12 protein-coding genes are annotated in these 12,256 nt (G+C 34.9%); 5 read left to right on the top strand and 7 right to left on the bottom strand.

The features are described 5' to 3' along the window. Positions 1-4: 4 nt before the first annotated feature. On the bottom strand, positions 5-1,732 hold the full coding sequence (locus FLAVO9AF_RS05660) for a M14 family metallopeptidase (protein WP_159685561.1): 1,728 nt from the start codon (positions 1,730-1,732) through the stop codon (positions 5-7). 116 nt (positions 1,733-1,848) lie between these two features. Here FLAVO9AF_RS05660 and FLAVO9AF_RS05665 point away from each other — a divergent pair, with 116 nt between their 5' ends. Together FLAVO9AF_RS05665 and FLAVO9AF_RS05670 are read left to right on the top strand one after the other, a co-directional pair. Next, positions 1,849-3,195, top strand: coding sequence for a DEAD/DEAH box helicase (locus FLAVO9AF_RS05665; protein WP_159685563.1), 1,347 nt, complete (start codon positions 1,849-1,851; stop codon positions 3,193-3,195). A gap of 143 nt (positions 3,196-3,338) precedes the next feature. Further along, positions 3,339-3,782, top strand: a complete 444-nt coding sequence (locus FLAVO9AF_RS05670; RefSeq protein WP_159685566.1) for a hypothetical protein — start codon at positions 3,339-3,341, stop codon at positions 3,780-3,782. Positions 3,783-3,858: 76 nt separating this feature from the next. On the opposite strand, the gene FLAVO9AF_RS05675 is transcribed toward FLAVO9AF_RS05670, so the two are convergent. The 3 genes from FLAVO9AF_RS05675 to FLAVO9AF_RS05685 form a co-directional block, all read right to left on the bottom strand. Continuing rightward, positions 3,859-4,425 carry an alkylphosphonate utilization protein gene (locus FLAVO9AF_RS05675; protein ID WP_159685568.1) on the bottom strand — a complete coding sequence of 189 codons (567 nt, stop codon included), beginning with the start codon at positions 4,423-4,425 and terminating at the stop codon, positions 3,859-3,861. Positions 4,426-4,498: 73 nt separating this feature from the next. Next, on the bottom strand, positions 4,499-4,963 hold the full coding sequence (gene coaD, locus FLAVO9AF_RS05680; RefSeq protein WP_159685571.1) for a pantetheine-phosphate adenylyltransferase: 465 nt from the start codon (positions 4,961-4,963) through the stop codon (positions 4,499-4,501). 60 nt (positions 4,964-5,023) lie between these two features. Continuing rightward, the gene (locus FLAVO9AF_RS05685; protein ID WP_159685574.1) at positions 5,024-5,995 is read right to left on the bottom strand and encodes a D-alanine--D-alanine ligase; all 972 of its coding nucleotides are present in this window, start codon (positions 5,993-5,995) and stop codon (positions 5,024-5,026) included. Positions 5,996-6,115: 120 nt separating this feature from the next. Here FLAVO9AF_RS05685 and FLAVO9AF_RS05690 point away from each other — a divergent pair, with 120 nt between their 5' ends. Then, on the top strand, positions 6,116-6,742 hold the full coding sequence (locus tag FLAVO9AF_RS05690) for a PASTA domain-containing protein (protein WP_159685576.1): 627 nt from the start codon (positions 6,116-6,118) through the stop codon (positions 6,740-6,742). Continuing rightward, positions 6,732-7,769, top strand: a complete 1,038-nt coding sequence (locus FLAVO9AF_RS05695) for an RluA family pseudouridine synthase (protein ID WP_159685579.1) — start codon at positions 6,732-6,734, stop codon at positions 7,767-7,769. Before FLAVO9AF_RS05690 ends, FLAVO9AF_RS05695 begins: the two co-directional genes overlap by 11 nt. A 43-nt stretch (positions 7,770-7,812) precedes the next feature. On the opposite strand, the gene FLAVO9AF_RS05700 is transcribed toward FLAVO9AF_RS05695, so the two are convergent. Continuing rightward, positions 7,813-8,202 carry a DUF1398 domain-containing protein gene (locus FLAVO9AF_RS05700; protein ID WP_159685581.1) on the bottom strand — a complete coding sequence of 130 codons (390 nt, stop codon included), beginning with the start codon at positions 8,200-8,202 and terminating at the stop codon, positions 7,813-7,815. 12 nt (positions 8,203-8,214) lie between these two features. Continuing rightward, positions 8,215-8,649, bottom strand: a complete 435-nt coding sequence (locus FLAVO9AF_RS05705) for a thioesterase family protein (RefSeq protein ID WP_159685584.1) — start codon at positions 8,647-8,649, stop codon at positions 8,215-8,217. A gap of 242 nt (positions 8,650-8,891) precedes the next feature. Here FLAVO9AF_RS05705 and FLAVO9AF_RS05710 point away from each other — a divergent pair, with 242 nt between their 5' ends. After that, positions 8,892-9,452 (top strand): DUF4494 domain-containing protein, encoded by a 561-nt coding sequence (locus FLAVO9AF_RS05710; protein ID WP_159685586.1) that lies wholly within the window; start codon positions 8,892-8,894, stop codon positions 9,450-9,452. Positions 9,453-9,571: 119 nt separating this feature from the next. Here FLAVO9AF_RS05710 and FLAVO9AF_RS05715 read toward each other — a convergent pair whose 3' ends face one another. Further along, entirely contained in the window at positions 9,572-12,247 is a 2,676-nt protein-coding gene (locus FLAVO9AF_RS05715; protein WP_159685589.1) for a TonB-dependent receptor, read from the bottom strand. Positions 12,248-12,256: the final 9 nt, after the last annotated feature.

Here is a 12,256-nt window from a genome sequence, read left to right on the forward strand (position 1 = left end):
TTTGCTATAAAATTCGATATACTGGGTAATTGAGATGTGCTTTTTCGTAATAGTCGGAATGTTTATATATCCAGTCCAATTGTGCTTCTGGATTTTTATTAAAAGCAGGGTCTTTTGCTTTTAAGGCTTCAAATTCGGATTTTAAATTGGGATTGTCTTTTAGTAATTGAGCGGCTGTATCTTCGAAAACATAATCAGAATAGCCTTCTTTTTGTTGCAATAGCGTATCAAAGAAATTCCAATTAAAGAAGGAATCTACGCCTTCTGGCTCAAGTGTTTCTAAGAGGTATTTTATTCCTTTTTGTTGTGTAGTTATTAAAAAATCTCCTTTTCTAAAAGATACTTTTTCTATCGTTGACTTTACATTTGTATTACGATGCAAATAATGACCTTCGTAAGCATTGGGTGTGGTTTTAAAATCCGCAATACGATACCGTTCTACGGTTATTATGGTGTCTTTTTTTATTGGTTTGATACTGATTCCGTTGTGTTTTAATAAATCAATCACAGGCCAGAAACCTTGAGGAATTATATAATATCTAGGGATTTCAATTTCTTTTACTGCTTTGAATTCTTTGATGTAAGGAACTTCTTTTTTGTACGGTTTTGTACGGTCATAAAACAAACGATTGCCAGTGGTTGCCTCGCTTTTTTTGTAACTAGCTTCAAAACCTAAGAAGGGGATAGTCGTTTTTTTAGTGGTATCCAGTTCCCATTTGATGGTGTACTTTTTATTTGGTAAATATTGCGCTTCATTCTGAACGCGTAGCAATTTTATTTTTTGATAATTAGTATCAGTAAAATCGATGGCTGAACGCATATATTCATAAGTTACTTTTACTCTGTCGGAGTAATTTTTTAGCATATGTGTTTCAACAACAAATCCGATAGTATTGAATAAGGAAGTGTAACCTGTTGCAAAACGTGGACTTTCAAAAAACTGCCCAAAACCTTTATCAGGTGTGTCGGAAAAAGTATTGACATAGGGAGTGCTTTCTATTTTCTTTTTTTGTAAATCATTTACAATAGCGGGCATCATTTCTTCATTCAAAAAATTCCCCAAAGCTGTCCCTAATTTGTTGTGTTGGGTCATAATGTATGTCAATTTATACTGATAATCCGAGCCATTACTGACGTGATTATCAATAAAAACATCGGGATTTGTCAAATGGAAAATTTCAACAAAACTTTTGGTGTTTTTGGTGTCTGATTTTATGAAATCGCGATTCAAATCATAATTTCTAGCATTGCCTCTAAAACCATATTCTTCTGGACCATTTTGGTTGGCACGCGAAGTTGAATTTCTATTCAATGCACCTCCTATGTTATAAACTGGAATACAGACTAAAACGGTGTTTTTAGGTGCTTTAATCTTACCTAGCGCCAAATCTCTGTATAATTGCATACTGGCATCTATACCATCGGGTTCTCCAGCATGAATTCCATTATTAATAAGGATTACGGCTTTAGTAGTAGTGATTTTTTTAAAATCGAATTCTTTATCAGGATTAAAAACTACAATATGTAAAGGGAAACCACTGTCGGTCATTCCTGCTTCTTGTACTTTAATCGTTGGAAAGTCATTGGCTAAAAGTTTGTAATATTTAATGGTTTCCTCGTAGGTAGCAGATTGATTTCCATTTCCTTTTTCAAAAAAGGTGTCGTATTTATTGTTTTTTTGCGACAATACAGAAAGAGAGAATAGTAAAAGTAGGGTGAAGATAGATTTCATTAGGTTGTTATTTTGAACAAAAGTCAAATATACTTATTTCTCTCAAAGTTTGATTGGAACTATTGTGTGAAAGGCTTAAAATAGGCACTGCCAACTATTTTGACTACTTTTGCAATATGAATACAACTCACAATTTCAATCCGATTCTTTCCAATTTGGGGATTTCAGCCTTAAATGAGATGCAAGAAGTCTCGCATGATGCGATTATTAATGAAAATAATGTTTTATTGTTATCCCCAACAGGTTCGGGAAAAACATTGGCGTTCTTATTGCCTCTTTTCGTGCTTTTGCAGCCTGAGATTCTCTCTGTTCAATGTTTAATTTTAGTTCCTTCACGTGAATTAGGTTTGCAAATTGAGCAAGTTTGGAAAAAAATGGGTACAGGTTATAAGGTAAACGTTTGTTATGGAGGTCATTCAATTGATACTGAAATAAAAAACTTAAGTAATCCGCCTGCTATTTTGATAGGAACGCCGGGAAGAATTGCAGACCATATAGATAGAGGCACTTTTCGTTTAGATAAAATCCAAACCTTAGTTTTAGATGAATTTGATAAGTCTTTGCAACTTGGGTTTCACGAGCAAATGTCTTTTGTGATTGGAAAATTGTCTAAACTCAATAAGCGTGTGTTGGTTTCGGCTACTTCTGGTATTGAGATTCCTAAATACACTCGTGTTGTTAATCCATTGGTTTTAGATTTTATACCTGAACATAAAGAGGAAAATAATCTATCTCTTCAAATGATTGTTTCAAAGGATAAAGATAAATTGATGACCTTATTCCAGTTGATATGCTCTTTGAAATCCGAAGCAGCAATTATTTTTTGTAACCATCGAGATGCTGCAGAGCGCATTAGTGATACGCTGAATGAAAAAGGGATTTATGCTACTTACTATCATGGTGGTATGGACCAAGAAGAGCGAGAACGTGCTTTGATTCAGTTTAGAAATGGGAGTATGAGCTATTTAATTACTACCGATTTAGCTGCTCGTGGATTGGATATTCCAGAAATGAAGCATGTTATTCATTATCATTTGCCTTTAAAGGAAGAAGAGTTTACACACAGAAATGGCCGAACAGCTCGTATGTTGGCCTCTGGTACGGCTTATTTAATTGTAAACGAAAGTGAAAAAAAGCTGGATTACATTGATTATTCTATGCCGGTCTTGGAGCTAAGTTCTACGACAACGTTACCAAAACCACCACAGTTTCAAACAATTTACATTAGCGGAGGTAAAAAAAACAAACTCAATAAGATTGATATTGTTGGTTTCTTTTCTCAAAAGGGGAAGCTAGAAAAAGGTGATTTAGGATTGATTGAAGTCAAAGATTTTATCTCTTTTGCAGCTGTAAAATACAATAAAGTCAAAGATTTACTTCGTTTAGTGAAAGATGAAAAGATGAAAGGTAAAAAGTTTAAGATTGAAGTGGCTAGAAAAGTAATCAAAAAAGAAGAAGATTAGTTTTTGTAATTTACTGTATTCTAGTTTTTTATGAGGTTTTTAAGATTTTTTATTTTTTATTGTTAATAAATTAAAATTCTGAGCATCAAATTTTAATAATTATTCCGTTTTTTTAGGGTTGAATAATAAACCCCAAATTAATTATGAAAAAAATTATTACGATTGCAGTTTTGTTGTTTAGTGTAGTGACTTTTGGTCAAATCAAGGTGCTTCAAACCGTGCCAATAGAAAAATTAGGAAGAGTAAATTCTAATTTTTATATTCAAAAAATGGGCGATGAGTACACTGTTTATTATGCTAGTATGCAAAATGAAGAAGAAGCAGCTAGTGTAAAAAAGTTTACATTCAAAGATGTTGATAACGCTTACAACAGTTTGCATACCATTATCACCAATGGATTTTCAGCTTCTCCGTTAAGTGACATTAAATTAGAATTGCCTAATAACTATGTTTGGTTGCATTATAATGTTGGTGGTCCAGGTAAAGTTACTGTGCAATTTATGGTTTCAAGTAAAGAAGGTGTTTCGAATAATATCTCAGAACCATTGACGCCAGAACAAGTTGATAAACTGTTCCAAAAAGCATAATTCAGCTTACAAGATTGAAATAAAAAAGTCTATTCTGCTCAAGAATAGACTTTTTTGTTTGTTGAAGTTGCTAAGATTATATTTTCTTCACGTATTGTGTTATGATTACAATTTGTTGACCATCAACTTTTCCTTCGATGTATTCAGCATTTTCATGATCCAAACGAATATTTCTTACAGCAGTTCCTTGTTTGGCCACCATACTAGAACCTTTTACTTTCAAATCTTTGATTAAGACTACAGAATCACCGTGTTCTAGAATTACGCCATTACTATCTCTGTGAATAATTTTATTTTCATCTTCTTCACCTTCGCCAGTTGCTTGAGCCCATGCCAAATCATCTTCGTCTAGGTACATTTGGTCTAGTAATTCTTGATTGCGCAATCTGCTCAACATTCGCCAAGAAAGAACTTGAACCGGAAGGTGCTCGCTCCACATGCTGTCATTCAAGCATCTCCAAAGATTAATATCCATTTTTTCAGGATTTTCTATTTGGTCAATAAGCGTAGCGTTGATTAAAACACTTTCATCTAGTCCACCTTTTCGAGTGGGAAGAATTTGATATACTTTTAAATCTTCGGTAACACCTGAAAGTTCACATTTTCCTCCACTGCGTTTGTTTAATTCTCTTTCTATACTCATTTTTAGTATTCTTAATTATTTGGCAAAAATAGGGCTAATTACTAGCTTCTACAACTTGTCAGGGGGATTGTTGCTATTTGTGTAATTTTACTCTTACTGCGTCTGGGACTAACATTTCGTATTCTCCGTGGTTTCGAATTACATCACGCACAATACTCGAGCTGATATAAGAAGTTCGAGCTGCTGTTAATAAAAAGACGGTTTCTATTTTAGACAGTCGGCGATTGGTGTGAGCAATGGCTTTTTCGAATTCGAAGTCGGCAGGATTGCGGAGTCCTCTCAAGATAAAATTGGCTTCAAGTTTGTGACACAAATCGATGGTCAATCCTTCATAGGTAATCACCGTTACTTTAGGTTCATTTTTGAAAGTTTCTTCAATAAAGCGTTTTCTTTCGTCTAATGAAAACATGTATTTTTTTTCGGCATTGACACCAATTGCGATTACGATTTCATCAAAAAGGGAGATGCCTCTTTTGATGATGTCTTCGTGACCTAGGGTTATCGGGTCAAATGATCCTGGGAATATGGCTTTTTTCATTTTTTTAGGTTGTGTGTTGCTAAGAACCTAGTGGCTTATAATTTTTAGCCACTCAGATACTTAATTTAGTGCTAACTCAATAGCATTAGTAAACAAATCTTCAAGAGAAATTCCGGCAGCTCTCGCTTGTTGTGGAATCAAACTTTCGGTAGTTAGACCAGGAATAGTGTTCATTTCTAGCATGTGTGGTTCGCCATCGACAATTATGAATTCGCTTCGTGAAAAGCCTTTCATTTTCAAAACTTCATAGACGCGTTTTGCAATGTCACCTACTTTTTGAGTCATTTCATCAGAAATACGAGCTGGAGTAATTTCTTGTGATTTTCCCTCATATTTGGCCTCATAATCAAAGAAATCATTATCAGAAACAATTTCAGTAATAGGTAAGACAGTGATTTTTCCTTGGTAATTGATGACACCAACAGATACTTCAGTTCCATCTAAGAAACTTTCAATAATGATTTCATTATCTTCTTTATAAGCAACTTCGATAGCGATAGGTAGTTCGGCTTCTGTTTTTACTTTAGAAATTCCAAAACTAGAACCCGCTTTATTCGGTTTTACGAAGCAAGGCAGTCCTACTTTTTTTACGATTTCGGCTGTGTTGATAAGGTCACCTTTGTTTAGGTAATAAGAAGTTGCTGTTTTAATTCCATAAGGTTTTAAAACCGATAATAAATCTCTTTTATTGAAGGTTAGTGCGGCTTGATAATAATCACAGGCCGTTTGTGGGATACCTAAAAGTTCAAAATAAGCTTGTAGTAAACCGTCTTCTCCAGGCGTACCGTGAATGGCGTTGAACACACAATCGAAGGTAATTTTAGTTCCATTTACAGTTACAGAAAAATCATTGCGATCGATTGGGAATTCGGCATCATTTGCATCTACATACACCCATTTTTCTTTAAAAATGTGTATTCTGTATCCGTTATATTTAGTCTTGTCTAGAGTTTGGTAAACTACATTTCCGCTGATTAGAGAGATTTTGTATTCGCTAGAATAGCCTCCCATGATGATAGCAATATTTTTCATTTTAAATGTTTAATCGGTTAACCGTTTAATCGATCAAAAGATTAAACGTATTCAAAACAAAATTATCATTTTTTTTGAAACGAAATACCTTTATCTTTGTTGCTTCTTAAAAATTAATTTATGAGTTTACGTAAGTATCTTACTAGTCGCGTTTTTTTCGGGCAATTATTTACAGCCATTGCTATTATTGCTGTTTTGGCCTATTTATTTATGCATTGGTTAACGTTTACAACGGATCATGGACATGAAATCGCTGTCCCTAATTTAGCTAAATTAACGGAAGAGCAAGTAGAGGAGAAGTTAGATGATTTAGACCTAGATTATGTCCTTTTGGATAGTGTAGACTATAGAGACGATTACCCAAAATTTAGTGTAGTGGAGCAAGATCCTTTGCCAGGTACCAAAGTTAAGGTAGGTCGAAAAGTATACATCAAAATTAATTCTTCTGGTTTTTCTTCCATCCGAATTCCAAATTTGATAGAAAAGACGTATCGCGAGGCTGTGCCTACTCTGAAAGCACTAGGATTAGAAGCTGGAACGGTTACTTATATACCAAATTTAGCCAAAGATATGGTTCTTGAAATGCGTTTTAAAGGTAGAAATCTAAAAGCTGGAGATCGAGTTTTAAAAGCCTCTAAAATTGATTTGGTTTTAGGAGATGGAAAAGCTACTTATGAAGATGAAGCGGCCAAAGACAGTTTACAAGCTCCTGCAGTAGAATCAGAAACACCTGTGAATGAACAATAATATCGAGACCTTAGATTTAGAAGACGAATTATTTGAACACTATCGTTTTGAGGTTCCCAAAGGGCAAGCCATTTTGAGAATCGATAAGTATTTGATGAATTTAATTCAGAATGCTACCCGAAATAAAATTCAGAATGCTGCCACGGATGGGAATATTTTTGTAAATGATATTCCTGTAAAATCCAATTACAAAGTCAAGCCTTTTGATGTAATAACGGTGATGTTGTCGCATCCGCCATTTGAGAATCATATTCTTCCAGAAGATCTTCCTTTGAATATTGTTTATGAAGATGCTGCTTTGTTATTGGTGAATAAAGATCCAGGAATGGTGGTACATCCTGGTCACGGCAATTATACTGGTACTTTAGTGAATGCCTTGGCACATCATTTTGATAATTTGCCAATGAATAGTAGCGAGCGTCCTGGATTGGTGCATCGCATTGATAAAGATACTTCAGGATTGTTAGTAGTTGCAAAAACAGAAGCAGCTATGACACATTTGGCAAAACAATTTGAGGCCAAAACTACAGAGCGTGAATATATTGCTTTGGTTTGGGGAAATGTTGTTGCTGAAAGTGGAACCATAGAAGGAAACCTAGCACGTCACTTAAAAGATAGAATGCAAATGGCTGTTTTTGATGATCCAGAAATTGGAAAACCAGCTATTACTCATTATAAAGTGTTGGAACGTTTTGGTTACGTTACTTTGATTTCTTGTCAGTTAGAAACAGGAAGAACTCACCAGATTAGAGCACATATGAAACATATTGGGCATCCGTTGTTTAATGATGAACGTTATGGAGGGCATTTGATACTAAAAGGTACAACGTTTACAAAATACAAGCAGTTTATAGAAAATTGCTTTAAAGCCTTACCGAGACAAGCTTTGCATGCTAAAACATTAGGTTTTGTACATCCTACTACAGGAGAAATGATGCGTTTCGACACAGAAATACCAGCAGATTTTCAGGATTGTATTGATAGATGGCGCAATTACTGCAAGACGCACGAAACTAGCGAAGAATAATAAAGAAAAAGGACTTGTAGTTTAAATACAAGTCCTTTTTCTTTTAAAGAGGTATTTTCTCGATCAGAATACTGTTTTGGTTTTTGTCGAGATAGGTACAGGTTTTTTCGATGATGTTTACGGTCCATTGTGCGATTCCGCATTGAGCAGCTTGATGGCAAAAAGTCAAATAATCGGTTTGACCTTCTTGATGCATTACTAAAAACTCTATAAATCGTTCTTTATTTGCGGAAGTAGCTACTGCCAAAGTATCATAGGTTTCTGTTGCAGTTGTTCTGTAGTTGTTACTGCCAAAATATTCTACATGACCATCGGCAACAAAAGTATCATAACCTATAACTCCCAAATTGATTAAATCTTGAATGTACTTTGGGAAATCGGCACCTGATTTTACTTTATTATGCGCTTCTTTAATCTGAGCTATTGTAAACATAGACGGTATTGTTTAAAGTGAAATAAAATCGGAAGTTTTTGGAAATGAATTCAATGCATCAACAACAATTTGAGGAGTGGGTTGGGCTAATTTTCTTAATTTGGTATCTATCCAAGCACCATCTACGGTTATAGTCGCACACAAAACCTCGTCTCGGTAAAATTCATGTACGATAGACCAGCGTGAAGCATCGGGTTTCATTTTTGCAATTTTCGTTTGCATAACAATGGTATCCGAAAGGTTAATCTCTTTTCTAAAAACACATTCTTCTCTAAATAAAACAGGACCAAAATGTTCGGTTTTCATCACTCGCAACGTTAGACCTAATTCTTCTAAAATTTCAATACGATGTTGTGCGCCAAAATCATAATACGCACTGTGTCGCATATGAAAATTGGGATCTAAATCGGACCAACGAAAAGAGAGTTGTTTGCTAAATGTAGCCATAAGTATGTTTTTTTCTTTTGTAATGAGGGGCAAAATTACGAATATATGTGGTTTTTTGGGGAGAAAGAATTTGGATTAACAGAAAGTTGTGTTTTTTACTTTAATCTGTTTTTGTGGTATTTTTTTAACTTGTTGGAAATAGGGATATTGATTGCTCTACTTTAAAATTGTGAATATCTATTTGAATAATTTGTTCTTTTATTTGCGTTAAAATCTATCTTTGGCTCCCTAAAAAAATCACAATGAGCACAATTTGGTACGAATGCAAAATAAAGTATAGAAAAACTGATGAAACAGGTGGGCAAAAGATTACCACTGAACCCTATTTGGTTGACGCTTTATCTTATACGGAGGCCGAAAAAAGAATCAATGAAGAAATGGCAGCTTACATCAGTGAAGAATTCAAAATTACCAACATAAAAGTAGGGAATTACGCTGAAATCCATCCGTTTGAGAATGCTGATCGCTGGTTCAAATCGAAAGTTTCATTATTGGCTTTTGATGAAGAAAGTGGTAAAGAACGTAAATCGAATATGTATCTTTTGGTGCAAGCCAATGATGTTAGAGAAGCTTTTGATAATACGCTGATTGCGATGAAAAATACAATGGGAGAATATACTATCCCTGCAATTTCAGAATCACCAATTGTAGATGTCTTTCCTTATTTTAGTGGAGATGAGGATGAAGCAGAAGCACTAGAACGATTCAATGCACTTAAAGCATCTACGGTACCTACCTATGATACTTCTGCTTTAGAAGCTGAAGATTTGGTTGCCGAATTAGCAGAGACTAATGATAACTAATAATACAGTAGCTTTTCATTTGCTTCAATTTTTTTATGTATCGCTATTTCAGGACTAAATAGTTAAAAGCAAAAAAAAAACATCTCAAGTTTGAGATGTTTTTTTTTCTTCTTTTTTCTCTAAAAATTAAAACCTAATCTAGCATAGTAGTAGGCTCCACTAAAACCCATTTGTACGGCATCCCAGTAGCCACCAGCTTCCACCCAGTCATCTTGTTGATCTGGATAGATGTTGAAAAGGTTGTTGGCACCAATGCTTAATTTGGTATGTTTTTGTAATTGAAAACCTAAGGTCAAATCCGTAACGATTTTTGCGCCATAAGTATCTGTTGCTGCTTTAATTTGTTCTGCGAAAGAACCATAACCCGCCACATCTTCATACATTTGATAATCTAGCAGTTTAACTTCGCTGAATCTTGTAAAAGCCAAACCAGCATTAAACCATTTTCTGTCATAATTCAGGTTTAATCCAAATTTATTGTCAGGTGCTGAGGCTAGTAAAAAGGCTTTTTCTCTTTCGCCAAAGAAAATTTCTTTGTCTAAACTACCATTTTTTACTTTATCAATTTTCATATTGTTGATGTTTCCAACTAATGAAGCTGAGAAAGAATTGTCATTGATTTTCTTTTTCCAAGATAAAACAACGTCCAAACCAGTAGTTTTAGTGTCTACACCGTTAATGAAGAATTGCGCTTCATCAACTCCCAAATTAAAACTAGATGCATCAAAATAACCGGTAAGTACAATTCTGTCTTTTACATTGATTAAATAACCATCTACTGTCGCTGTAAAATCTCCAAAAGTAGCGGTAAAACCCAAAGAGCCATTCAATGCTTTTTCTTCGTTTAACTTATTAATTCCAAAAGCTTTGGTTACTGGGCTATTGTTTGGTGAAAGTAAAATTTCTGAAGCCCCACTTGAAGAGAAATTAGTAAAACGCAAGTTATAATACACTTGTGCCAAAGAAGGTGCACGGAAACCAGTACTTATAGAACCTCTAAAATTGATGTTTTTAGATGCTTTTATTCTTGTAGAAAATTTACCGTTTAGAGTACTTCCAAAGTCACTGTAGTTTTCAAAACGCAAGGCGCCGCTTATTAGAAAATTTTCGGTTACGTCTAATTCGCTATCGGCATAAAGGGATAAATTGGTTCTATTTTTATCAACTTCGTTTTTAGGACTATAGCCAGGGAATCCTTGAGAACCACCAGGTCTTGCTTCTCCAGAAATAGGGTCGATTGGAGCAAATTGCGATGTAGGATCAGTAATAGGTAATCCGTTGGTGTCATATGTTGCATAAGAACCTTCCTCTCCTGCAAAAATGTTGAATTTTTCTGTTCTGTATTCTGCACCAAAGGCTAAGTTCATTCCACTCAAAACTGAATCATAATTTTTGGAGAAATCAAAATTCATAGTATTTTGAATAAGGCTATGTCCACCTGCATCGAATTCGGTAGGAGAGGCTTCCTCTAACGAAGCATTAATGGTTCCTTTTACATAATAATGGAAAAGATTTTTTCCATAAGTATTACTGATGTCGATTTTCCAACCGCTAGCTGTTTTGGTTCTAAAACCAGCAGCAAAAGAATTGTCTACAATGTTTGAAGTGATTCTTGGGGTATACCCTCCAGGATAAATAGTTTCAACTACTCGTTCGCCATCGTTTCTGGTAAAAGCATAAGCATCGGTATCTCTAAAGTTACGTCCTCCAAAAGCATAAAACTCTGAATTTTCTGAAACCGGAATGGCTAAATTTCCAAATAAATTGAAACCTTGTATTTCGGCTTCGCCAAATCCTTTTCTGAAGTCAAAACCAGGACGCAAGGTTTTATTTTTACTCAAATATTCTGTAGTAAAATTGGCGTATCCACCTTTTTCTCCTATTGAAAGACCATAATTGGCAGCGATTTTTACTGAACCACCGTCAAAATTCTGATCTTTTCCAAAGCTATTTCCGTTTCCATTTTGATCCAATCTAAAACCTTTGGTGTTGGCAGTTCCATTAGGGAAATCTCCTTGGGCATTTGTATTATAAGCACCATAAGTAATCATTCCAGTTACTTCATCAACATTGTCGTTAAGTACGATATTAATCACTCCAGCAATAGCATCAGAGCCATATTGCGCTGCGGCACCATCTCTAAGGATTTCTATTCTTTTGATAGAAGCAGCTGGAATGGCATTTAAATCGGTTCCAGTATTTCCTCTACCACGAGTACCAAAAAGATTGATCAATGACGATTGATGACGTCGTTTTCCGTTGATTAAAACCAAGGTTTGATCAGGTCCTAATCCTCTGAGCGATGCTGGATCTACGTGGTCAGCTCCGTCGGATCCGGATTGTTTATTGGCATTAAAGGAAGGGGCTACATATTGAAGAAGTTCATTGATTTCTAATTTTCCACTTTGAGTAGTCACATCTTTTACACTAATGATGTCGATGGGAACTGCTGAATTGACAACGGTTCGTTTAGAGTTTCTTGAACCTACCACCTGAACTTCTTGCAATTCTTGTCCATTATCGTTAGTTAATGTAATGCTGAGTTCATCTCCCGATGGTGTTTTGGTAGTTGTTTTGTATCCTACGTAACTAAAAATCAATACTCCATTTGCAGAAATTTTGATTTTATACTTTCCGTCAAAATCAGTTGAAACTCCGTTTGAAGTTCCTTTTTCGATTACATTGACTCCAGGTATTGGGTTACCCTCGGCATCTTTTATGGTACCAGTAACTTCTCTTTGGGCAAAAGAGATAAAGGAGCAAAGTAAAAAAAATAGTAAAGTTATTCTTTTCATAAATTTTCA

Source organism: Flavobacterium sp. 9R (assembly GCF_902506345.1).
Classification (GTDB): Bacteria; Bacteroidota; Bacteroidia; order Flavobacteriales; family Flavobacteriaceae; genus Flavobacterium.